The 23,628-nt window shown below is 41.0% G+C and carries 17 protein-coding genes and 1 pseudogene; 17 read left to right on the forward strand and 1 reads right to left on the reverse strand.

What is annotated here, in order from left to right:
• The first annotated feature begins 41 nt into the window (after positions 1–41).
• The 5 genes and pseudogenes from BC643_RS03750 (at position 42) to BC643_RS03770 (ending at position 3,560) form a co-directional block, all read left to right on the forward strand.
• Entirely contained in the window at positions 42–569 is a 528-nt protein-coding gene (locus BC643_RS03750; protein WP_120271827.1) for a hypothetical protein, read from the forward strand.
• Between the two features lie 108 nt (positions 570–677).
• Positions 678–1,739: an AAA family ATPase gene (locus tag BC643_RS03755; RefSeq protein ID WP_120271828.1), complete on the forward strand. Its 1,062-nt coding sequence runs from the start codon at positions 678–680 to the stop codon at positions 1,737–1,739.
• A 70-nt stretch (positions 1,740–1,809) separates the two neighbouring features.
• Entirely contained in the window at positions 1,810–2,979 is a 1,170-nt protein-coding gene (locus BC643_RS03760; RefSeq protein ID WP_211337975.1) for a DUF6371 domain-containing protein, read from the forward strand.
• A gap of 84 nt (positions 2,980–3,063) precedes the next feature.
• Positions 3,064–3,294: pseudogene (locus BC643_RS23725) on the forward strand (DnaB-like helicase C-terminal domain-containing protein); the annotation flags it as partial.
• Positions 3,291–3,560, forward strand: coding sequence for a hypothetical protein (locus tag BC643_RS03770; protein ID WP_147377129.1), 270 nt, complete (start codon positions 3,291–3,293; stop codon positions 3,558–3,560). The pseudogene BC643_RS23725 and the gene BC643_RS03770, both read left to right, overlap by 4 nt.
• A gap of 58 nt (positions 3,561–3,618) precedes the next feature.
• Here the strand turns inward: BC643_RS03770 and BC643_RS03775 are convergent, their stop codons facing one another.
• A complete protein-coding gene (locus BC643_RS03775) occupies positions 3,619–6,894 on the reverse strand; it encodes a T9SS type A sorting domain-containing protein (protein ID WP_170154446.1) in 3,276 nt (1,091 codons plus the stop codon).
• Between the two features lie 232 nt (positions 6,895–7,126).
• On the opposite strand from BC643_RS03775, the gene hsdR reads away from it, so the two are divergent.
• The 12 genes from hsdR to BC643_RS23665 all read left to right on the forward strand — a co-directional run bounded on the left by hsdR (position 7,127) and on the right by BC643_RS23665 (position 23,624).
• Positions 7,127–10,372 carry a type I restriction-modification system endonuclease gene (gene hsdR, locus BC643_RS03780; protein ID WP_120271831.1) on the forward strand — a complete coding sequence of 1,082 codons (3,246 nt, stop codon included), beginning with the start codon at positions 7,127–7,129 and terminating at the stop codon, positions 10,370–10,372.
• Between the two features lie 10 nt (positions 10,373–10,382).
• Positions 10,383–11,309 (forward strand): glycerol kinase, encoded by a 927-nt coding sequence (locus tag BC643_RS03785; protein ID WP_120271832.1) that lies wholly within the window; start codon positions 10,383–10,385, stop codon positions 11,307–11,309.
• Between the two features lie 17 nt (positions 11,310–11,326).
• Positions 11,327–12,238: a PGN_0703 family putative restriction endonuclease gene (locus BC643_RS03790; RefSeq protein WP_147377131.1), complete on the forward strand. Its 912-nt coding sequence runs from the start codon at positions 11,327–11,329 to the stop codon at positions 12,236–12,238.
• 41 nt (positions 12,239–12,279) lie between these two features.
• Entirely contained in the window at positions 12,280–13,386 is a 1,107-nt protein-coding gene (locus BC643_RS03795) for a PD-(D/E)XK nuclease family protein (RefSeq protein WP_170154447.1), read from the forward strand.
• Between the two features lie 49 nt (positions 13,387–13,435).
• The gene (locus tag BC643_RS03800) at positions 13,436–14,896 is read left to right on the forward strand and encodes a type I restriction-modification system subunit M (RefSeq protein ID WP_120271835.1); all 1,461 of its coding nucleotides are present in this window, start codon (positions 13,436–13,438) and stop codon (positions 14,894–14,896) included.
• On the forward strand, positions 14,897–16,504 hold the full coding sequence (locus BC643_RS03805) for a restriction endonuclease subunit S (protein WP_120271836.1): 1,608 nt from the start codon (positions 14,897–14,899) through the stop codon (positions 16,502–16,504).
• Positions 16,485–17,993: a restriction system-associated AAA family ATPase gene (locus tag BC643_RS03810; protein ID WP_120271837.1), complete on the forward strand. Its 1,509-nt coding sequence runs from the start codon at positions 16,485–16,487 to the stop codon at positions 17,991–17,993. Before BC643_RS03805 ends, BC643_RS03810 begins: the two co-directional genes overlap by 20 nt.
• Complete coding sequence (locus BC643_RS03815) at positions 17,993–19,051, forward strand: HNH endonuclease signature motif containing protein (RefSeq protein ID WP_120271838.1); 1,059 nt, start codon at positions 17,993–17,995, stop codon at positions 19,049–19,051. The genes BC643_RS03810 and BC643_RS03815 overlap by 1 nt, the downstream gene beginning before the upstream one ends.
• Positions 19,052–19,056: 5 nt before the next feature.
• Positions 19,057–19,488 (forward strand): hypothetical protein, encoded by a 432-nt coding sequence (locus tag BC643_RS03820; protein ID WP_120271839.1) that lies wholly within the window; start codon positions 19,057–19,059, stop codon positions 19,486–19,488.
• A gap of 21 nt (positions 19,489–19,509) precedes the next feature.
• Positions 19,510–22,107 (forward strand): AAA family ATPase, encoded by a 2,598-nt coding sequence (locus tag BC643_RS23495; RefSeq protein WP_211337976.1) that lies wholly within the window; start codon positions 19,510–19,512, stop codon positions 22,105–22,107.
• Positions 22,108–22,153: 46 nt separating this feature from the next.
• Positions 22,154–23,338: an McrC family protein gene (locus tag BC643_RS03830; protein ID WP_170154448.1), complete on the forward strand. Its 1,185-nt coding sequence runs from the start codon at positions 22,154–22,156 to the stop codon at positions 23,336–23,338.
• 151 nt (positions 23,339–23,489) lie between these two features.
• Positions 23,490–23,624 (forward strand): hypothetical protein, encoded by a 135-nt coding sequence (locus tag BC643_RS23665; RefSeq protein WP_262697247.1) that lies wholly within the window; start codon positions 23,490–23,492, stop codon positions 23,622–23,624.
• Positions 23,625–23,628 lie beyond the last annotated feature (4 nt).

Genomic DNA, 23,628 nt, shown 5'->3' on the forward strand with positions numbered 1-23,628 from the left:
TCGTCGGATCTTCGAGGAAGACATGAAACAACTAGGGCTATATGACTTTGACTAATTACCTAGTAAGCAAAAAGTTCGAGGAACTGACTGCCAAATACCGGTTTGAAATAGTCGCCTATACAACGGAGCATGTTAAATTCCATGTATTGTTAATGAACAAAAGAAAACCCAATCGTGGCGGATTGTCGATAAACTTTGTTCCACGACCTAGCAATTGGGGCGGACAGGAAATGCCTGATATGGCATTCACTAAAGGATCTGAAAATATCAGCAGTATTATATTTCCTGAGCCGGGCCTGCCATATGGGTATGGAGACATTAAAGGTACCGACGACGCTTTAAGCGTAATTCTCAATGACGATTTCAGTATTTGCGGTATTACCACGATTGAGATTTTCAAGCGGAAAAACATCTGGATTGAGCTAGTGGAAGTTGAGCTCGATCATGAGCTTGACTTTCTTCGAAAATCAGCCTTTAATTTGATCGTGGAATTAAAACAAAAAGCAGGGGGATTTCCTCCTGCTTTTCCTTTTGCCTTATTAAGTGGGATGAGTACCCAAATTTTGTAACCAACAATAGTTTTAAATAATGTACAACACCTTAAAGCTAGTACTGACAAACGATTTTGATCCAAGTATAACTTCTCTTAATGTCACACCTTCAAAATCTGATGCCCTATGAAACTAAAACCAAATTTCGGCAATTTAACTGATCCTTCGTTAATTAAGGACCATTTCGAAGAATTAGAATGCAAGGCGGAATCAGGCGTCGAGAAAATCGGATTATTTGCAGTAAAATCCGCCAATAATTGGATTGAGCAGGCAAAACATACACCTATCCCGTTGATGTTATTCGGGGAGTTTTGGCACCAAAACGAAGTGTGTATTTTATTTGCTGACACTAACTTAGGAAAATCAATTTTAGCTGTTCAAATTGCCAACAGTATTAGCAGAGGTAGTCAGATTCCTGGATTTAAACTTGAAGCACCCAGCCAAAAGGTGTCATACTTTGACTTTGAGTTGTCTGCTAAACAATTTGAGGCTAGGTATTCAATCAAAAACGAAGCTCTTCAAATTTTCGAACAGCACTACACTTTCAGCCCAAACCTGATTCGGATTGAGATCGACCCGGAAGCAGAAATGCCTAATGAGCAAACCTTTGAAGATTATCTGTTTGAATCATTGGAGCAAAGTATAATTCACTCAGGAGCAAAGGTTTTGATTATTGACAATATCACATACCTAAAGACCGCTACCGAAACGGCCAAAGATGCTTTGCCTTTGATGAAACAACTAATCGCACTAAAGAACAAGTATAAAATTTCAATATTGGCACTGGCACACACGCCGAAACGAGATTTATCAAAACCTATTACCAGGAATGATTTACAGGGTAGTAAGATGCTGATAAATTTTGTTGATAGCTGCTTTGCTATTGGAGAGAGTCACATAGATAAGAATTTGCGATACCTGAAACAGATTAAGGCCCGGAACACTGAGATAGTCTACGACACGGAAAATGTTGCTGTTTGTCAGATTCAAAAGCAGTGCAACTTCCTTCAGTTTGAATTTATCGACTTCGGAGCCGAGCGGAAGCACCTTCGAGAAATAACGGAAAAAGATCGTTCAACTCTAATTGAAAAGGCTAAGGAGCTTAGCCAGCAAGGTAAAACGCAAAGAGATATTGCGAGTGAACTTGGTCTTTCGGTTGGTGCCGTGAATAAGTATTTAAAAAAATAAGTGTTCACGATGTTCACATCGTGAACACCATGAACATCGTGAACATTGTGAACGCAAATAGAAAACTAACATGCAGTATTATAGATATATACTTGATAAAAGTAGTCGGAAGTTTATCTGTCCGGATTGTGGAAAGAAACGGTTTGTGAGATACGTTGATATTGAAACCGGGAACTATCTACCCGAAAAATATGGTAGGTGTGACAAAGGTGATGGTCACCATTTCCTCGATCCTTATTCAGATGGCTATGCCCAGGAATGTAGTCGATCAGACAACAAGGACGATTGGAAGCCACCAAAACCGAAGCCTGCCTCAACCATCCCAGTTTACTTTGATTTTGAAACCTTCAAAAAAACACTGAAGGGATACGAGCAAAACACGTTCATTCAAAATCTCATGGGGCGTATTGCTTATCCGTTTGATGTTGATGAAATGACAAAGGTGGTTGAATTATATCGACTAGGAACTATTACTAAAGGATATAGAGCAGGAGCCGTTACGTTCCCCTTTATTGATATCACAGGTAATGTTCGAGCGATCCAGGTTAAACAATTCGATGAATCTAATCACACCACTGGAACCGACTTTTTACATTCAATTATTGAAAAAGATTGCATCAGGAACAATCAGCCATTACCGGATTGGCTGAAGGCCTACAAAGCCCAAGAAAAGCGTATTTCATGCCTGTTTGGGGAACATCTACTAGGCCACAAGGCATCTGGTCCGGTAGCGTTGGTTGAAGCCCCCAAAACGGCTATTTATGGTGCGTTATATTTCCCGAAAATTACTTGGCTGGCGGTATACAATAAAAGCAGCTTCTCGATTGATAAATTAAAAGTATTGGCTGGCCGTAGCGTGTATGTCTTTCCCGATCTATCCAGAGATGGCAGCACCTTTGCAGAATGGCAAGCCAAGGCCGAGCAGTACCAAGAGCAGTTACCTGGCACCCGGTTTATATTTTCTGATTTACTTGAAAAGTTCGCCCCTAAGCAGGACAAGGAAAACGGAAACGATATTGCGGATTATCTAATTCAACAGGATTGGAAGGAATATCGGGAATGTGATTTTTGTGAAAAAAGTGAAGCGCCAAAAACAACTTTTTCCCCCACCCCTGAGCAAGTATACCAAGCCTTTTCAGTTGCTATTTGTGAAGGATGCCCGCCAACAGCGTTTTGCGTGCCTGAGTTTTGCCCGAAGGCAGCAGAGTTTCTACCCGAAACGACAAAATCAAAGATTTAAACAGGAAACTGTAAAATCTATCATTGCTGCCCGTCGGTTAAAAAGCTTCGCCAAAGAGCTTAATATAACTGTTTAGCGCTTTCTCAATTATCCCGCGATAAAGATAATCCTAAGCCATATAAAAGCCGGCTAAGAGGCTCTGATCGGATTGAGGAGGCTGCTGATATTGTTATCCTTTTATTTAGACATGAAGCATACTGCATTGCTGAATTCAGCGATCCACTCATCGGTATGCTTGCAAGGGAATGGCGGAAGTCGCTGTCGCGAAGGGTCGTACGTGGAGGATGGAGTTTAAAAGCATCGCAATGCAAATGAAAAGTCCTTCGGAAGTGACTCCAACAGGTAGCAAGACCAAGCTAATTGAGTCGCTCGCTCTGAAACAAATCGACAATATTGGTATCGACGAGTTTTTAGGGGAGATCGCTGCATGGCAGCAAAGTGGTCAAATTACTAAAAAAGAGGCCTACAAGATCCGGACGTTCATTAAGGAAAGAAGCTCTGAACCATATCCGCTCGCTGAAAATGAACTGATACGAGAACTAAATTTAAAGATTAAAGCAGCGGCAAAGTATGAAGTTTAAGATGTTCCCAGTTACCGTATTAGTATACTTCCTTGCAATGGGAAAAAGCAAAGCCTAGTTATTGAAGCACCATCTTTTGAGTGAAAATATCTGTTTTTGTCATTATTGTCACAAAGTAGTTTCCTTTAGGTAAGTGCGATACATCAATTTCCCAAGTGTTCTCGTTCCCTATTGAACCTAAATTAGACAAGATGTGAGTTACCCCGGTTTCATCGACGACTTTTAGCAGAGCCCCGCTCGGGGAGTCCTGATTTAATCTTATATATATTTTCCCACTGCTTGGATTGGGATAAATTAAAAAGTCGTTGTTGGTGGATGGCAGCTCATTTATCGCAGTTTTAATCATTGCGATTAATTCAGACGATGATGTACAGCCATCTTCATCTGTGACAACCAAGTAATATGTTCCACTTTGACTAATTACATATTCAGAAGTAAATGCATCCTGTACAATCCCGTCTTGGCTGTACCATTGGTAGGCATGATATGAAGTGTTACAAAATAGAGTGTCACCGTCAGTTTCAATTTCCGGTTCGATAAGTTTATTTACTTGAAGATACGTAGTTATTGTACTATCGCATCCGTTAGAGGCAGTAAGCGCTTGATCATAGGTGCCACTTTCATTCCAGCCAAGATAGTTTTCTCCCTCGCATATTGTGACATATTGTTCTTCGCTATAACCATCCAATACTGTAAGATTTGTTGTTACGAGACTATCACATCCCACAGTAGATGCTAAGGTGCGTTCATAGGTTCCTGTCTCAGTCCAATCTAAATAGCTGCTTCCGTTGCAAATTGTAACGATCTCTTCTGATTTGTGGGCAGGTTGAACCGTCAAAAAAGTTGTCACTGTACTATCACATCCGCTCATTGACTCCAAATGCTGGATGTATTCGCCGGAGATTGTCCAGTTTTTGAAGGCATCTCCCTCACAAATTGAGACTGTTTGTTCTATGTTGTACCCGCTTAGTACTTCGAGGTTGGTCGTGACAACGCTATCGCATCCCAGACTATTGATTAGGGATCGTTGATAAACACCGGTAGCAGTCCATCCTTGATACTCCTCACCATCACATATAGCGACATTCTCATTGGACGTTGAGCTATTGGATTCCCACTTGGCCCACAACGAAACATCTTCCTCTGTATGATACTTTATTGTTTGTAGTGGCTGTGTAAACTCTGCATCAGTATACCAACCTTGAAATGTATTACAATCCATTACGGGATCATAAAGTGAGATGTCAGGAGTTGTGTAGTAAAATGTGTCCGGATTTTGCGGATCATTAATTCCACCGGCAAGTTCATAGTTAATTTTGAATGGTTTCACCGAGTCAGTCAGAACTGGTGCTGAAAGGGTTCCTCGGCCTCCTGTTGCTTCAAAGAAATTATACAAACTCGAAATGTCATCTTCCCCCTTAAACGTTAAGTAATCAATACCGGCCTCCAACTCTTCCTGCTCCTCATTAGTTGGCATGCGATTGGCGAGTAAAACAAACAGTACTTCAAAATCCTTTTGGGCATCTGACGATTTAGGGAATCGCTCACCAAAGGTATCGAGAATTGTTTCTTGGTCAAATACCACGACGCTGTCTGAATAAAAGATACCGTTTGAACGGAAGTCACTATAACTATCAACTGAAAGCTTGTAAAAGCAAGACAACGGGTTAACCTCAGCTAGCGAAATCATACCCATCAAATACAATTCGATATTCGAGTAAGGCACTGAGTTACCTCCGTTTACATTTTGACCAAAGCCTGGCGTCCCCTTCATATAGGCCTGATATTTATTTTCAACTCCGTCGACGTCAGTGACAAACTCTGCAAATCCGCCCAGCTGTCCTCCGGCAGAGGCTACCCCCCAATGAGGCCGGTAATCAATTTCCTCAACCCCTTCTGGCAATAAGCTGTTCTGTTGAATTGCCTTTGTGTGAAAGAGAAAATTGCCCCAAGTGTGCGAAATTTCATGTAATGAAGGACCGTATGGCACATTGCTTTTATCTGATAGCCAAATTACCGATTTCGTACCTGACGGAAGCCCGTAGTAGCTTGACAGGTCAAAGATCCGTCTACCGATGTTTGATACATCATTAGATATACCATAGCTCAGACCAACAGCTGCAGCATTCTCCGGATAACTATTCATAACGACAAAAACAAAATCATAATCACCATCTATTCGCTCAAACACCGGTTGAGTTAGCCCTTTTAAAATTTCCCAAGTCGGTTGCCCCCATTTCTGATAAGTAGAGTCTGCAACAAGAGATATGACAAATTTCCCGGAACGAGGAATGACAATATCGTCAGTAGCGTAAATGTATTTTGTTGAGTCGACTTCAGTTATGAATGATTTTGTTTCACCATATACCCTGAAATTATCCAGAACAACCGTTGGACAATAGTAGTACTCCTTACCATCCTCAAGGTCTTTTACTTCAGCGTAAAAGGTCAAGTTGGTGCTAGAATCTTTAATGTATCCTAAGTTCTTTTTTATACTCAGGCTGGGTTCATCAGACCAAATTATTCCTTTTTCTACATAGGCATCGTTATCTAATAAACAGCTGAAGCCTATGTTCGCAGTATTTTCCGTAACCCCCTTTGCATCAAGTGTCTCCAAAAAATCAGAGGTGTTTATTAACTCTGGGACTGAAAGCGAAAGATTCTGTTCATTATTACAAGCAGGAGCACAACCATAAGTTGTATAAATGTAAAAGGCAATCACGCCGTCGTCAGTCACTTCACTTACAGGAACATTAAACGTTAGTGTTTTTAGATCGCCGTCAAAGCCCATCCAGCCATCAGAATCGAGTCCACCGCAAGTTGTAATATAAGTTTCATCAATTCGATACCACGGACAAAATATGTATGCTCCATTAGTAGTCTTAAATCCGCTATAACGAGGATCGTATTTGTAATCCTCTATTCCATTTCTATTTTTGTCAAAATAGAATGTGATTCTATTAGTCGGATCTTCATTCGTAAAATCTGCCTGAAATTGAATGTGTAGACTTGATTCATACTGTTCAAAAGAATATGTTAGATAAATATTTTGGTCTTCGTATGCGACACCAGACTCTATATCTTGACCGAATTGAACTGCTATGCTGGTCGATTTTAGTCTAGGCGCAAATTCGCTGTAATCAGGCAGGACTGCTGGTTCTATTTGATCTGGCGTAATTGAATCAACATGGAGCCATTCTTGATTAGAGATTACTGAAGTTGTGTCTGCTGCTTCTTGAGCATAGCTCGACATACTGCAACAAAACAGCACTGAAAGAACAAATGCATTTCTAAAAAGGGGGGGGAAATTAGGTGATTGGGAGAGATTTTTCATGAGCAAAGGTTTGGACGTGATTAATGGCGTATATAAGTTACAAAAAACACTAACCATAAACACTGTATATAAGATAGTTGAGTCAAATTTGAAATGATTCTAAATTAATCGTATGATCATTTGAACCATTACCAAAAACCTTTAATACGAAGTTGAATTCCTTTTTTCATAATCTTTCTTTTCTTTTCAGGATTATGTATATTGGCAGTGCCAATTGTCAACCCGTGGAATAATGTCTAAAAGTAATTTCAGCTTTCTTACTGAGGAGTTTCCGATTTTAGCCAATCTGGGATCCCAGGCTGAGCAATATATTCATAGCGACCCAGGAGCCGCGCTCGGCAAGGTTCGCTTGCTTGTTGAAAAAATGACTGAGTTGATCTTCAAGGTTCATCAACTGGAGTTTCCCTACGATGACTCGATCTTCCGGAGGATACAAGTATTGGCCGACGAGGGTGTTCTCGACGACAAAATCATTAGTTTACTTCATCAGCTTAGAAAATCGGGTAACGTAGCGACTCACAGTACAGAAGACCTGAGTAAGGTTGCTATGAGCCATTTGCTTAGCTTATTCAAACTTTGTAAGTGGTTTGCTGAGTCGTACGCTGAAAGCTACCTGGACTTATCCTCAGTAAAATTTAGTCCTCCGGAGCAGATTGATTGGGAAAAAGACTATCAAAAGTTGGAGCAGGATTACAAGCAATTGGAGGCTAAACTAAACGATCTGCTTAAAGAACGCCAAATTGGTCAGCTAAGCCAGGAAGAAGCGCAGGGATTCAAGCAACGCTCCGCGAAGGCCAGTCGGAAACTAGACATGTCGGAAGCTGAAACCAGGGAGCTCATTGATGAACAACTTCGACTGGCGGGCTGGGAAGTTGACACCTCAACACTTAACTACAAGTTAAATGGTACAACACCCGTGAAGGGGCGCAACCTGGCAATTGCTGAATGGAAGGTTGGTAGCAAATGGGCAGACTATGCCCTCTTTGTTGGCACAGACCTCTATGGCATTGTTGAAGCAAAAAAATACTCACAGGATATTTCGACCAACCTGCATCAATCCAAGATTTATGCAGAACTAGCAGAAGAGACAAATCAGGCTAGATTGCTTGGCAAATGGGGCAAATACAATGTGCCCTTCCTGTTCTCGACTAATGGCCGCCCCTACCTTAAACAGATTGAAACAAAGAGCGGTATCTGGTTTATTGATATCCGTAACCCGCGGAACCATAGTCGTTGCCTCAAAGGATGGTACACTCCGGCTGGATTAGTCAACTTGTTTGAACAGGACATTGAGGCCGCTGATAAAAAACTAAAGGATAACGCACCGGACTATTTACAGTCTAAAAGCGGCCTGGGGCTACGTGACTACCAGATTAAAGCAATTACGAAGGTTGAGGATACGTTAATCAAACAACCGGAAATCAATCGCATCTTATTGGCTATGGCGACCGGTACTGGCAAAACAAGAACCATCATCGGACTCGCCTATCGGCTGATTCAATCCAATCGCTTTAAGCGTATCTTGTTCCTGGTCGATCGAAGGCTATTGGCCAGCCAGGCATTTGATGCTTTCAAGGATAACAAAATTGAAGACCTGAATACCTTCGGTGAGATCTATGAGATGAAGGGTTTGAAAGATCTGCTTCCCGAACTGGATACCCGGCTGCATTTTGCCACGGTTCAGAGTATGGTGAAACGGTTGTTCTACAACGAAGATCCAGCAACTATTCTTCCAGTGGATACCTACGATTGCATCATTATTGATGAAGCGCACCGAGGGTACTTGATGGATCGTGAACTAGCTGAAGAGGAGCTGAACTTTAAAGATCAGAACGACTATGTAAGCAAGTACAGGAAGGTGCTTGACTATTTTGATGCTGTTGGAATCGGGCTGACAGCTACACCCGCTTTGCATACCACCGAAATATTTGGCAATCCCGTCTTTACCTATTCATACAGGGAAGCCGTCATTGATGGTTACCTAATTGACCATGAGCCTCCGTTTATTATCAAAACCAAATTAAGTGAAGAAGGGATTGTTTGGGAAAAAGGTGAAAAACCCAAAGTGTATGACAAGGAACAGAACAAGGTTGTTGAACTAAGCGAGTTGGAAGATGAACTGGCGATCAACGTGGAGGGCTTCAATAAACAGGTTTTAACGGAGAACTTTAACCGGGCAGTGCTCTCGCAGCTAGTTCAGGAAATTGATCCTGAGAGTGAAGAAAAGACACTGATTTTTGCCGCTACCGACGATCACGCAGCTGACATTGTTAAGTACCTTAAAGAGGAATATTTTAAAATAGGATTAGACGTTCAAGACAATGCTATTCAAAAGATTACCGGGAAAGTCTATGATCCGGAGCAGCTCGTGAAACGCTACAAGAATGAAAAATATCCTTCGATAGCTGTTACCGTTGATTTGCTGACGACGGGAATTGATGTTCCGGCAATTTGTAACCTGGTGTTCATGCGTCGGGTGAAATCGAGAATCCTCTATGAACAGATGCTGGGCCGAGCTACCCGTCGTTGTGATGAGATCGATAAGGAAGTATTCCGGATCTTTGATGCAGTTCGCTTGTATGAAGCATTGGAGGACTACACCCAGATGAAACCGGTAGTACCCACCGCTTCCGTAACGTTTACTCAGTTAATCGATGAACTTGACTCAATCGACAGTAATGATCGAGCTTTAATGCAAGTGGAGCAGCTGCTTGCCAAATACCAGCGCAAACGGAAACAGATTACAGACAAAGATCTGGATCAATTCAGTTACCTGACTGGTGGGCAAGATCCGGAACAATTTGCTCAAAGGCTTCAGGGAATACGTGAACACCATCAGTTTGATGAATTGAAAGGATTGAGAGGCGTATGGAAATACCTGGATGAACTAAAACCCAGTCCTAAATTTCAACTGGTATCTGAACACGACGACGAGGAAAGAGGTATCGAGCGCGGTTATGGCCAGGGGCAAAAACCTGAAGATTATTTACTGAGCTTTGAGAATTTCATAAAAGAGAACATCAACAAGATAGAAGCCTTGAAAATCATATGCTCTCGCCCTCAGGAGCTCGATCGGAAATCACTGAAAGAGTTATTGCTGGAACTTGACAGCAAAGGATTCAATGCCAAATACCTGAATCAAGCATGGAAGCAGGCGAAGAACGAAGATATCGCGGCTGATATTATCAGCTACATCCGGACATTGGCTTTAGGAAACACGCTTATCGGCCATGAAGAACGGATCAAGAACGCGATTTCTAAGATCCGCTCAATGAGCGACTGGCATAAGAATCAGATAAAATGGATAGACCGCTTTGAGAAACAGTTATTGCAGGAGAATATCCTTCAAAAAGATGATCTCGACCTGGCTCCATTTAACCGGGACGGAGGTTATCTGCGACTCAATAAGATTTTCAATAACAAGCTGGATTTAATACTCAACACCATCAATGAAAGTTTGTATGAAGTGACAGCATAAAATCTGAACTATGACTAAACCATCTCGAAAAATCAGTACAACTGCCCTTTCCAGAGACATGGGAATTAGCAGCAAAGAGCTATTTGAAACATTAAGCGACTTGAATTTAGTGTACAAACAAGCTGGCCAATGGTATTTGACACAAAGAGGGTTTGATTGTGGCGGGGAAATAGCAGTGCACCCTCAATATGGCGAATACATTGTTTGGCCTGCGGACTTAGATCTGGATTCGATTTTTAACAATGCCAAGCAAACCTTGATAAATGCTACGGCAATTGGCAAGGAGTTTGGACTAACATCTCAACGCATCAACCTTGTGTTGTCTGAGATCGGATGGATTGAGAAAGCAATCAAAGGCTGGACAATTACCAATTTGGGGGTCAAGGCTGGCGGGCTTGAATTTGAACATTCATCAGGGGGAACCTACGTTCTTTGGCCAACTGATATTTTAACCCATAAAGCTTTGCTAAGTTCCATCCAACCAGAAGAACAAGTGGATTCAAAACCGCAACAAGTGTCGACATCCATAGCACAAGGAGAATTGATTGCAGACCTGAAGGACTCACATAATTTCAGAGAGAAATTCCCGGCGACGATGAGAACTAAGGATGGACACCTGGTTCGCTCCCGAGGGGAAATTTTGATTGACAATTCACTCTATGACTATGGTCTCGCTCATGCATACGAGCGTAAATTGCCAATTGAGGAAGACGTCTATTGTGACTTTTATATCCCTTCAAAAAACAGCGGGAAAGCTGTCTATATCGAATACTGGGGTATGGAGAGTGACGAGAAATACGATGCACGGAAAGAGCAAAAGAAAGAAATTTACAGAAACCATGATTTGAACCTAATCGAAATAGAAAACAAACATATCGAGAATCTGGATGATTACCTTCCTAAGATGCTTCTGAAATACGAGATCCGCGTGGACTAAACAAATAGACAACCCAAATGAATCTAACTGAACTATTAGGAAATCAGAGTAAATCTGACAATAATCTGGCGGGGCGTATGCGTCTCCATCAAAGCTGGTGGCGAGCTTTTGTATTGGCTGAAGAACAAGGCCAACATCCGATGAAAAAGGATGAGCTGATCGGCAGCAGCATTCTAAATGGTGAGACAAGCTACTCCAACTTTTTGGATGACTATGCCAAAAGAGCCGTGAAAGAAGAATTGGACGGACGTGGCTCTGCGTCGAAAGGGATGATTTCAGAATCACGCCTGTTCAACAACCTGCTATCCAGTCAACCGTTATGCTTCAACTTCTTTGGTCGGCTTAAATACAAACCTGAACTCGCTACGGCGGCTTTAAAGCCGTTTTTCCCGGCGATCGAACAGGCAACGGATATTCACTTTGAATTTGCCCCAAATGCCGCCCAAAACGGCGACAACTCGGCTCACGATGTCGCGATTGAGTTTAAGACCGCTGCCGGTAAACTTGGACTCATTGGTTTGGAATGCAAATACACCGAACCGTTTTCACCCAAAGAGTATCGAAACGAGAACTACGAGAGACTTTACACGGAATCCGATGCTTTTAGTGCCACCTATGAGGAACTAACCAACACCAGGTACAATCAATTATTCCGGAACCAACTGATCGTGGAGTCAGCCGTGCTGAATAAAACCTATGACTTGGCTTATAGTGGTCTCTTCTGTTTTGAGAAGGACGACAATGCATTGACCAAAGGAACAGCCTTCACTAGCATGCTCAAAAACGGAGAAGAGCGATTTAAAATCATCAGCTACTCCGCCCTGCTGGAAACCATTCAAAAACAGAGCATTGATTGGGAGACCAGGGAATGGACCATGTTGCTATGGGCCCGCTATTGTGCAACCCAACTAAGTGAACAACTAAAATGACAAAAGCTCTGCGATGCGGAGTTTCAAATAAAAACATACCCATGAACATTGAATTAACCACCCAACTACTGGAAGATTTCAAAAAAATTCCAATCAAATTTAAGGACAGCACTTACCTGGAATTGTGCCAATACCCGAAACGGCGTTTTGAAGAAATTTGCAGTCGATTACTGGCCTTTTACTTCGACCCGGCGAAAGAGCATGGATTTGGCGACTTGTTTATCCGTTCCTTGCTCGACATATTGAAAGCTAATATTCGTTTCGATCCGGATCAGCTTGAAATAATCACCGAGGATAATGCTGAAGGTAAGCGAATCGATCTTGTAATTGCCTGCCCCGATTTTGTGATTGGCATCGAGAACAAAATCACCGCAGATCTCTATAATCCGTTGGAAACTTACAGGAAGAGGCTGGAACAGTACCCCTCAGAGAAAGTCTTCAAGCTCGTTTTGTCTGTCCATGATTTTACTAAGCCAGAAGAATTAGCATTAATTGAGGACAATGAGTTCAAACCAATCACTTATAGCCGACTTTTCAATCAAGTAAAGGCTCAGATTGGAGCATACATTTCAAACTGCAACCAAAAGTATCTGACCCATTTATACGATTTTATTGAAACCATCGAGAATATGAAAACAACCTATACCAACCCTGAACTAACACAATTTATCCTTAAAAACGAGTCTGACATTAAACAATTAATTGAGGCTTACAATCGTCATAAACAAGAAGTGTTAAATAGTCAAAAACCGAGAATCGCTGAGATCTTGGAGACCTTGATAGAAGAAACCAAAGGAGAGTGGTGGGTTTATCAAGGCTGGGATTTAGGGATTAATAAATTTCACGGCAAAGACTTAAAGATTGGTATTGAGTCTAATTTTGAAGCTACTACAATTGATCCATGCCAGAAGTTCAGGATATATATCACAGCTTGGAACGCGTCCGCTTTTACACCGTTCAAAAGTCGGTTATTGGCAAAATTTCCAGATTGCCATTTAGATGAAAAAAGCGTTAAAAACAGGGTATATTTCCACCTGCCTCCCATCGACGGAAGCGACTCAAAAAAGATTGTTGCAAAGTTGAAGGAATACTACCTAGTGGTTAGTGAACTTATTACAGAGCAGGAATTGATTTCACGGCAAAACTGACTTTCTTTGCAATTTACCGATCAAGAACAATCAAAATAAAATCATACGGATGAGTGCTGAAGAGATTGCTGCCAAGCTATGGAACCTGTGTAATGTGCTGCGTGACGATGGGGTAACCTATCACCAGTACCTGAATGAACTGACTTTCATTCTGTTTATAAAGCTCAGCGAAGTAAAAGGATTTGAAGAACAGTTGCCCGAGGAATACCGTTGGTCAACGTTGAAACATATAAAGGACAACAAGGAGTTGTTTGACACCTATCGTGAGTTGCTGGCAACGATTAGTAACAAGAGCGAGAACACCAACATCAAGGAGATTTTTACCAATGCCAGCACGACACTGCGTAACCCGGTAAACCTGCGGACGCTGGTTTCAGCCATCGACCAGTTGGACTGGTACGAGGAGCACGACCGCGATGTGATGGGTGATATTTATGAAGACCTGCTGGAACGCAACGCGACTGAAAAGAAAAGTGGTGCCGGGCAGTACTTCACGCCTCGCCCGCTGATTAATGTGATGGTGGAGTTGATGGCTCCGCGATTGGGTGAGCGTTGGAACGATCCGGCCTGCGGAACCTTTGGTTTCCCGATCTCGATCGACCATTACCTGAAAGAGCGCTACGACTACCCGTTTAGTGCAGGTGAAAAAGAACGGAAATTTCAGGAAACAGACGCTTTGAGCGGCGTGGAACTGGTGCAGGATGCTCACCGCCTGGCCTTGATGAATGCCAAGCTGCACGGACTTGACAGCACCATTTTCCTGAACGACACGTTAACCGAGTTTGGGAAAACACTACGTGATTTTCACGGCGTGCTGGCTAACCCACCCTTTGGCACCAAGAAAGGCGGTGAACGACCTTCGCGCGATGACTTTACTTTTCCGACCAGTAACAAGCAGCTGAACTTTTTGCAGCATATCTACCGCTCGTTACACAAACGTGGTGGTGCCCGTGCAGCAGTTGTATTACCCGATAACGTGTTGTTTGAAGATGGTGATGGTGCCCGCATACGACGCGACTTGATGGACAAGTGCCGACTACATACCATTCTGCGCCTGCCCACCGGTATTTTTTATGCCCAGGGTGTAAAAACCAATGTGTTATTCTTTGAGCGTGGAACCACAGAAACAGGCAACACCGACAAAGTTTGGTACTACGACATGCGGACCAATATGCCGAGCTACGGTAAACGGACTCCTTTTACCCGTGCAGCTTTTGAGGACTTTATTAAAGCCTATACCGGCGGCATGGGTGAAGCTGAAGTACAAGATAACTACGACGGTATTGTTGACCAGACAGCACGTGAAGCCATAAAAGACGAGCGTTGGCAGTGTATTACCCGCGAGCAAATAGCAGCTAAAAACGATTCACTCGATTTAGGTTTGATTGCAGATAGCAGTCTCGGTAACGGCGATGAACAAACCGAGCCTATTGATTTGGTACGTGAAGCAGCCGAGGAGCTAAAAAGTATGCTAGATGAATTGAACGCCATAATGAAGGAGCTGGAATAGATGGAGAAATCAAACGTTCCAATTAATTGGGTAAAGATAAAGGTTGTTGAAATCTCTGAGATCATTAGAGGTGTCTCATATAGCAAGAATGATGCAACATCAATAAAATCAGAAAGCAACTGTCTAATCCTCAGAGGAGGGAATATTCAAGATGGCAACGTTGTAATTGACGATGACTGCGTATATGTTGATTCTGGTTTGGTAAAATCGAGCCAATTTTTGAGAAAGAACGATATTGTAATTGTCGGATCAACTGGAAGTAAGGCCTTAATCGGGAAAGCTGCAATTTGCAATGAAGATAGAAATGACATCGCGTTTGGCGCCTTCCTAATGCTATTAAGACCAAACAAACTGATCACGGGCCGATATTTTGATTATTTCTTTTTATCTGATTTTTACAGACAGGAAATTAGGCAATTGGCAGGCGGAATTAACATCAACAATATTAGAAAAGAGCATATTGAAAATCTTGTGTTTCCTCTTCCTCCTCTTGCCGAGCAGCAGCGGATTGTGGCCAAGCTCGACAGCTTGTTTGCCCGCATTGAGAAGTTGAAAGCAAGCATGGAGCGTATCCCGCAACTGCTGAAAGACTTCCGCCAGGCCGTGCTCACCCAAGCCGTTACCGGCAAACTCACCGAAGAGTGGCGCGAAGGGCGGGAGCTGGAAGAGTGGGAAAGTTCAAGCATAGGAAAGTTATTCGATGTAAAAACCGGGGCAACCCCCAATCGGAGTACTACCGGTTATTATTCCAATGGGACTATCCCTTGGTTGAAGTCGGGACAAGTTAAAAATGAGTTGATTTTTGAAGCTGAAGAATATATTACAGAGATAGCTGTTAAAGAAACGAATGCTAAAATTTTTCCGATCGATACTCTTTTAGTAGCAATGTATGGAGAAGGAAAAACTCGTGGGCAAGTTGGATGGATGAAATTAGAAGCAGCAACTAACCAAGCAGTAGCGGCGTTGGTTAATGAAGCAATGCCTTTGATTACAAGAAGCTATGTTTTTTTCTATTGTCTGAGCCAATACAATGAAATTAGGGCGAAAGCAGAAGGAGGAAATCAGCCTAATCTTAATCTTTCAAAAATCAAAAACTGGGAAATCCAAATTCCAAGTATTGATGAGCAAAAAGAAATCGTACGCCGAGTAGAGTCGCTATTTGCCAAAGCCGATTCTTTGGAAGCTCAATACCAAAACCTAAAAGGGAACTTAGAGCAACTGCCTCAAGCACTGTTGGCTAAAGCTTTCCGCGGCGAGCTGGTGGAGCAACTCCCAACAGATGGCGATGCGCGAGATTTGTTGGCGGAGATACAGGAACTGAAAGGTGAAACAGCAGCTAAAGGAAGAAGTCGAACTTCCACTGCGGTAAGAAAAAAATCAACGATCAAAAATATGGATATTGAATCTATAATAAAGGAACATTTCAAAGATGAGAAGTTCTCATTCGATGATTTGAAGAGAGTAACAAAAGGTGATTATGAGACAATCCAGAAGAAGGTCTTTGAATTACTAAAGCGGAAAAAAGGATGGGGTTTAGTTCAAGAGTTTGATGACGGGAGAAAACAAATGATGTTAAAATCCAGAAACTATGAAACTAAAAAAGGTTAGTCTGAAGAATCCCGGTGCTAATGGTTTACTAAGGGAATTTGAATGGATTGCAAACTACGATTTAGATGATGTGAAGAGCCTAAATCCCAAATGTTTGATTGGAGTAAATGGCTCTGGTAAGTCTCAATTGTTGGAGGCTATTACTGAGATTTTCTATTTGCTGGAAGATCACTGGAAGAACAAAAACAAACTACCCGCCGATTTGTGCTTTAACTTAGAGTTCTTTCTAAACCGACCAGAAGGGATACACGAAGTAAGAATCACAAAGGAAGAAAAGAAAAAGGTTGAGGTATATGAAAGTGATGGCGCTGAGTTTTTTGAGTACAGCGGAAAACTTGAAGAATTGCTACCTCAAAGAATCGTTGGCTATACATCTGGTCAAAATGAAACTCTCTCTCTACGATACCTAGATGTTTATTCTGGTTATGCAGAAGAAGTCGGAAGTGCAGCCCTGAAACCGGAAAGTAAAGATAAAACCATAGAAACTCCGCGCTTCTCATGGGTTGATTATGATTCCAATATTGCGGTGCTTGTTGCAAATTTCATGCTCCGAAGTTCTACCGACTTATTGCCTTTTGAAAGTCAAATCAGGTTACAATCTATCGACTCATTCAGAGTTATCGTTCAATTAAAGTCAGGTAAAGAAATAAAACTCACCCATGAACTTGAAGGGTATATCGACAATCTAAAGCGGATTTCGACGACATATGACTACCTAGAATCAAGACAGTCATATGTGTTTGACTACTTCGTTGATGATCAATCACGAAGGGCATTTAATTCTTTCTTCAAAAACGCGTCTGAATTATTTCTTGCATTCTACAAACTGGGCCTGTTGAACGAATTAATGATTCAAAAGAAGGTAAGAGAAGGTATTAAAAAACAAAGAAAAGATCATAAAACAATTGTAAAACCGCCGATTGTCCCTGATAGTGATAAAGTGTTTCGATTTGATCGAGTAAAAGTAAACAGGACTGATATAAAGCATGAAATCGACTATATCGGATTAAGTGATGGAGAACACCAATTCGTTCATATTCTGGGTACAATATTAATGTTTGATGAGGATAACACGCTATTCTTATTGGACGAGCCTGAGTCTCACTTCAATCCGATTTGGAGGATCCAGTTTCTTAAAACAATTAAAGAAATCACGAAGCATCGCTTTCAGGACTTCTTAATTACTACACATGCACCATATCTACTGTCTGATACGCCGAGAGAAGATATCTACATTTTTAAACGAAATGGAAACGATGTGACAATTGAGGAGCCGTCAAAAACCACATTTGGAGCATCATTTGACGAGCTACTTGATATTGCCTTTGAAATTAAACCACCTATTAGTCAACTATCGACTGAAAGGATCAACAACCTAGTTGAGTCTCAAAGCGAGGATGAAATAAGAAAAGGTATAGCGACAATCGGAGAGTCAGCCCAAAAAATTAGACTTTTCCAAAGACTCGTAGAATTAAAGAACAAAAACTAATGTTGTTTAAATATTCATATGTGTCTCATGCTTCAACTGAAGACTTTTATAAAGAAGTTCAAGTTGTTTTTAAAAATCTTTGGAGAGAGCGGAACAACCTGGGAACTTTTTCACTAACGACGCAGTTATTTACGAGTGAGCAAATTAAGACCCTAAGGAAATCAAAGAAGTTTAAGCAATTGCTGGAAAATTTTATCAATAATTTTCTTCAATTAGAAGCAGAAGAGCAGAAGGAAGTACTAAGAGCATTTATTTGGGAAAATACTATTTCTAGCAGATTGTCTGATATAAACACGCGGATACTTTGCAAAGAAGAACTTCCTTCATCCATTAGAGACCAGACCAAGGAATTATTTTACTATCTGTATAAAGAAAGGTTCAGAAAGAAGTATTTGAACACTTACTATCCTATATTTTACAATCGTCATAGAAATCGATATTGTCCCTTTTGTGGCTTGGAAAAAATACCTGCTGCAAACTCGAATAAAAAGCGAGAATATGACCATATTCTCCCAAAATCAATTTATCCTTTTGCAGCGGTTAACTTGAAAAATCTAGCACCTTCCTGCATTTTCTGTAATGAAGACGCTAAGAAGGATAAAGACATCATTTTTTCTACTAACATAAATGGAGCAAAGCGAAGAAGGGCTTATGATTACGTTTACGATGGAGACCTGTTAGTAGTTGATATACGAATTGAGAATAGGACTGTATTCCCAAATGCAAATGGGGAGAACAGTGATTGGATTCTTACTATTCTCCCTGATGAAGATAAAACAAGGACATGGGATGAAGTTTTTTGCATAAAAGAAAGGTACATCGAGTATCTTGATCAACACTATAATGATTGGATTAAAGAGGCCGTTGGATACTGCTTAAGTGATAGTTCACTAACTGATTTGGAAATAAAATCGTCGATAGTGAAGATGCTTACTGGGTTAAATACAGCAAGCAATGACAATATGGAGAGTAAGCTCAAATTGCGCTTTTATGAGTTGATTTCTAGTGATACAAATTCAATTCCATTTCAGACTATTCAAACAGCGCTAAACCTGTAATAAATATGAGAACCAATACCCGCTATCACAACTTGGACTTTGTTACCGACACGCTTTGTTACAAGCAAATCGGCAGTTCAACGCTATTCGTTAGAGATGGCAATTACTTATTGTCTCCTTCGGTATCAGAAGGACAAAACGGTGCATATTGGATCGATATCCGGCAGGCTAATCTGGAACAAATTTCCGATCGTAATAACTGTGATTTATTGATCCGGATTGTCCCGGATTTATTTTGCTTGTGCAAACTAAGCCACATCAATAAGCTGCTATCCCCGACATTGATGGATAACCGTCCAAACTCAGGTCACGTTTGGGGCATCAAGTTGGACATTAAGCAATTTAAAAAGACTGTTGATATCCGAAGCAACCGCAATAGAGAAATATTCGTCACTGTTCCTTTACTGACAAAAGAAGAGCTTCTCAGAATGACATAAAACTACTAAACCAAAAATCAAATGACTAAGCAATTTTCGTGGGTGCCTTTTTATAAAGAACTATTTTCCATCGTATTGACTTTCGAGGAAAGACAAACAGAGCTGATTGAGTTTCTGAAATACTTAAAGAATGAAATGAAACTTCCGGTCACACCTGTACACAACGATATAAACAAAAGTGACAAACAGATTCAACTGAGAGAGATTGATCCCTTTACATTTATCGGAGCATTAAATCGTGGGGTCACTCATGATAACCGTACCAGGATAGCAGAACTATTCAAAGAGCATTTCGAGATTGCTGCCGAAACCCCAAGCGACTTCGACGGGATACCTGTTATGAATGCCATGAGGTCTTGGTATTTTTCTTATGAAAAAGATAGAGGGAAAGACGACATTCCGTTGCTGTGGCAATTGGCAAAAGAAGCACCCAAAGGAATAGATAATATTTCTCCCAAATTATTTGATGATTGTTTGAAGTTAAAAGGAGTCGGAGCTCCATACCTTACGATGGGGCTTTTTTGGGCTGCTCCTGAACTATTTTCTGCGTGTGACCAGGTAATGTTCAATTATATTTCTGGCATAACAGGCAAAAAAATAAAAGTGACGAATTTTAATTCTTACAAAGAATATTTTAAAACAGTTAAAGACCTATTCCCTGACAAACAATTATTTGAGGTATCATACGACGCGTGGCATAATAATCAAGATAGTGAGACGAGTGAAGGTGAAAATGAGGAAGAAGAGAACGAAAACGAGACTTACTATTGGTTATATAGTCCTGGTCCAAAATCTGCTTTTTGGGAAGAGTTCTACACCCATGGAATCATTGCAATTGGTTGGGATCAACTTGGCAATCTTGAAAATTATGAAAACAAAAGTGACATTGTAACTGCCTTACAAAATCTTTCCACAGAAGAGAATCCAGGCTCAATGAAGAACGATTCAACTGCTTGCTGGGAATTTGCAAACGACTTAATGCAGGGAGATGTGATTTTCGTTAAAAACGGAGTTAAAGAACTTATCGGAATGGGAATCATTGAAGGTGATTACTATTTTGACGATGAACGCACATATTTTAAGAACGTCAGAAAGGTTCAATGGATTAAAAAAGGAAACTGGCCTGTCGATTTTTATCTATCAGCGAAGACTCTAACCAATGTAACAGAGTACAAGACTGAACATCCTGATTATGAATTTTATCATGAGCGCCTTGATGCTATAATCAACGGAGCTTACAAACCAATTGAAAAAGATGACAGCAGTGTTATACATGAGCTTCATCCTCTGAATCAAATTCTCTACGGACCTCCCGGAACTGGGAAAACGTTTAATTCCATAAACCACGCTGTTGCTATCATTGAAGGTAGATCGCTTGATGACATCATGGATGAAAGCCAGGGAAACAGAGAAAGCGTACTAAATCGATTTAACAGCTACAAGGAAGTTGGACAAGTTGTTTTCACGACCTTCCACCAAAGCATGAGCTATGAAGATTTTATCGAAGGGATAAAACCAATTGAAATCGAAGGCAAGTTACATTACGAAGTAAAAGATGGACTCTTCAAGCTAATATCTGACCGAGCTCTACAAAACCAAAAGCAATCGCGCAAATCAGACACCTTAAAACCGTTTGAAGAAGTGTGGCATGATTTTCTAGCCCCGCTCTCTGATGAGAAAACGATTCCGATCAAGATGAAAAAATCGTCTTATCAGATCACTGAAGTTACAGACCGGACGATCTTCTTTGACAAAGAAGTGGGCGAAAGCAAGCACTCATTAAGCGTTGGAACATTAAAAAATATGTACCTGGCTCAGCAAAATGATATCATCCATGGAGGGTTGCAAGGGTACTATGAACCGCTACTAGATCTGCTATTGAAAAAAGGTAAAAGCTCAGTATCTGTTGATCCTAAAAACTTTGTATTGATTATTGATGAGATTAACCGTGGCAACATTGCTCAGATATTTGGTGAATTAATAACGCTTTTAGAGCCAGATAAGAGAGTTGGCGCCAAAGAGGCTCTTACGGTAACTTTGCCATACAGCAAACAGAAAAGTTTTGGGGTTCCATCGAATTTGTATCTGATTGGTACTATGAATACGGCAGACCGAAGTGTTGAGGCTTTGGATACCGCATTAAGAAGAAGGTTCGCTTTTACGGAGGTTTTACCAGACCCAGAAATACTTAAAGAGTGCAGTCCTCTGCTAAACAACGGAGAGGAGTTTAAGCTGCCCGGCGGCCTCGATAGGTTGGTGGAGCTTATGACTATTATAAACAAGCGTATCGAGAAGCTAATCGACAAGGATCACACAATCGGACACAGCTACTTCTTGGGTGTTGAAACGCTTAAAGATTTAAAGTCTGTTTTTGTAAATAAAATCATACCCTTATTGCAAGAGTACTTTTATGGAGATATGGCTAAAATAGGCCTGGTGCTTGGTGAAGCTTTCTTTGAGATATCGAAGTCAGACACAGAAGAAAACATCTTTGCCAGGTTTAAACACGATGCTTTAGACGACTTAATCGATCGTAAGGTATATAAGCTCAAAATAAATTGGGAGAGTGACGATGAATTTGTTAGCGCCATCAATGATTTGATCGATCCCAATGTCTAAGGTCAGAAAGAATATTATAACTGTCTATGAGCACCAAAGCCTAAAGATGGATGTAGACAAAGGCTTTAGTCAAGGGCATTTGGAGGCTTTGCAACGCTATTATGGAGAAAAAGGCACAAACTACTATGGACTGATACACAAAGGGGTTAAATTCAGTCAATACGTTGGTGTAATTCAAGTGGGGAGTCTGACCATTGAAGTTCTTCCCAAGACAGATGGTGAAAATCAGAATTACTGGCGGTCTCTATTAATCGGGATGCTGAGATCAGTTGGGAGCATAAAGGTGGACAATGCTGGATCTTCCCAACTAAAGATCAGGTCAAACTCAATTTTGGATCTCTATTTTGAGTTGTATGTAAGTGAATTGGAAGCATTAATTCACAGAGGGTTAATTAAGCAATACCGAAGAATTGAAGAGAATACAACGGCTTTAAAAGGGAAGCTGCAATTTGGCAGGCAACTGAAACATAACCTTATCCATAAAGAAAGGTTTTTTGTGAACCACCAGTCTTACGATGGCAATCATGTCTTCAATCAGATCCTATATGCTGCATTGAAATTAACAGGGGCAGTATGTAATTCACCATTGCTGACTAGTCGTATTGGGGCGCTCCTACTCGCTTTTCCCGAAGTTGACAGTATTAAGGTCACTGAAGCTACTTTTAACAGGCTGTGCCTCGACCGGAAATCAGAGCCATATCGAGAATCTCTCAATATTGCCCGAATGCTGCTACTAAACTATCATCCAGATATCAGTACTGGTGCTCATAACGTGTTGGCCTTAATGTTTGACATGAATGTCCTCTGGGAACGATTTATTTTAGCTAGTTTAAGACGTTATGCCAACGACGGCAATTCTGTGTTGGGAAAAATTAGAAAGTCGTTCTGGAAGCCGGAAAATGGCTCTAAAGCTAGCATAGAACCAGATATCGTAATGGAAAAAGATGGACAGACTTTGGTTTTGGATACAAAATGGAAAGTAATTAAAAACAATCGTCCGTCAGATGATGATTTAAAACAGATGTATGTTTACGCGAACTATTATCAGTCCCTTCATACCGCACTCGTTTATCCTGCGACCGGTAACAGTTCGATCAAAGGAAATTTCTACCATGAAATAGATGGAACACAAGGCAAGCCTTGTTCTGTAATCCGTATCGCCTTGCCTCCTGAGCCAGTTAGTATTAAAAAGTGGCAACAGGAGATTAGTGAGATTTTGGTAGGCGTTTAAGTTTTCCAGTTTAGTAGACAATTAAAAGAGTGACGGGCGAAGATATCTCAAGTTATTAGGCACTACATTGGGAATTCATAACTCAAATTACATTATGCAAATGTGTAAAATTTATTACCTTGACAATCCCAATAGCCAATTAAGCAAAAAAATGAATAACCAATTTGAACAACAACAAAGCAACTGGCTAGAGAAAGTCGCTGACGGATGCCACAATTGTAAAACAAATCCCGAGTATGCAATGGACTTTGACTTCTATGCCTGTCAGTCGGACAACTCCAATTGACATT

The organism is Mangrovibacterium diazotrophicum (assembly GCF_003610535.1).
Lineage (GTDB): Bacteria > Bacteroidota > Bacteroidia > Bacteroidales > Prolixibacteraceae > Mangrovibacterium > Mangrovibacterium diazotrophicum.

What these genes read in the sequence shown, in the direction of transcription:
- BC643_RS03750 (WP_120271827.1), top strand. Translation starts at nt 42, where the DNA reads ATGACTTTGACTAATTACCTAGTAAGCAAAAAGTTCGAGGAACTGACT.
- BC643_RS03755 (WP_120271828.1), top strand. Translation starts at nt 678, where the DNA reads ATGAAACTAAAACCAAATTTCGGCAATTTAACTGATCCTTCGTTAATT.
- BC643_RS03760 (WP_211337975.1), top strand. Translation starts at nt 1,810, where the DNA reads ATGCAGTATTATAGATATATACTTGATAAAAGTAGTCGGAAGTTTATC.
- BC643_RS03770 (WP_147377129.1), top strand. Translation starts at nt 3,291, where the DNA reads ATGAAAAGTCCTTCGGAAGTGACTCCAACAGGTAGCAAGACCAAGCTA.
- BC643_RS03775 (WP_170154446.1), bottom strand. Translation starts at nt 6,894, where the DNA reads ATGAAAAATCTCTCCCAATCACCTAATTTCCCCCCCCTTTTTAGAAAT.
- hsdR (WP_120271831.1), top strand. Translation starts at nt 7,127, where the DNA reads ATGTCTAAAAGTAATTTCAGCTTTCTTACTGAGGAGTTTCCGATTTTA.
- BC643_RS03785 (WP_120271832.1), top strand. Translation starts at nt 10,383, where the DNA reads ATGACTAAACCATCTCGAAAAATCAGTACAACTGCCCTTTCCAGAGAC.
- BC643_RS03790 (WP_147377131.1), top strand. Translation starts at nt 11,327, where the DNA reads ATGAATCTAACTGAACTATTAGGAAATCAGAGTAAATCTGACAATAAT.
- BC643_RS03795 (WP_170154447.1), top strand. Translation starts at nt 12,280, where the DNA reads ATGAACATTGAATTAACCACCCAACTACTGGAAGATTTCAAAAAAATT.
- BC643_RS03800 (WP_120271835.1), top strand. Translation starts at nt 13,436, where the DNA reads ATGAGTGCTGAAGAGATTGCTGCCAAGCTATGGAACCTGTGTAATGTG.
- BC643_RS03805 (WP_120271836.1), top strand. Translation starts at nt 14,897, where the DNA reads ATGGAGAAATCAAACGTTCCAATTAATTGGGTAAAGATAAAGGTTGTT.
- BC643_RS03810 (WP_120271837.1), top strand. Translation starts at nt 16,485, where the DNA reads ATGAAACTAAAAAAGGTTAGTCTGAAGAATCCCGGTGCTAATGGTTTA.
- BC643_RS03815 (WP_120271838.1), top strand. Translation starts at nt 17,993, where the DNA reads ATGTTGTTTAAATATTCATATGTGTCTCATGCTTCAACTGAAGACTTT.
- BC643_RS03820 (WP_120271839.1), top strand. Translation starts at nt 19,057, where the DNA reads ATGAGAACCAATACCCGCTATCACAACTTGGACTTTGTTACCGACACG.
- BC643_RS23495 (WP_211337976.1), top strand. Translation starts at nt 19,510, where the DNA reads ATGACTAAGCAATTTTCGTGGGTGCCTTTTTATAAAGAACTATTTTCC.
- BC643_RS03830 (WP_170154448.1), top strand. Translation starts at nt 22,154, where the DNA reads ATGGATGTAGACAAAGGCTTTAGTCAAGGGCATTTGGAGGCTTTGCAA.
- BC643_RS23665 (WP_262697247.1), top strand. Translation starts at nt 23,490, where the DNA reads ATGAATAACCAATTTGAACAACAACAAAGCAACTGGCTAGAGAAAGTC.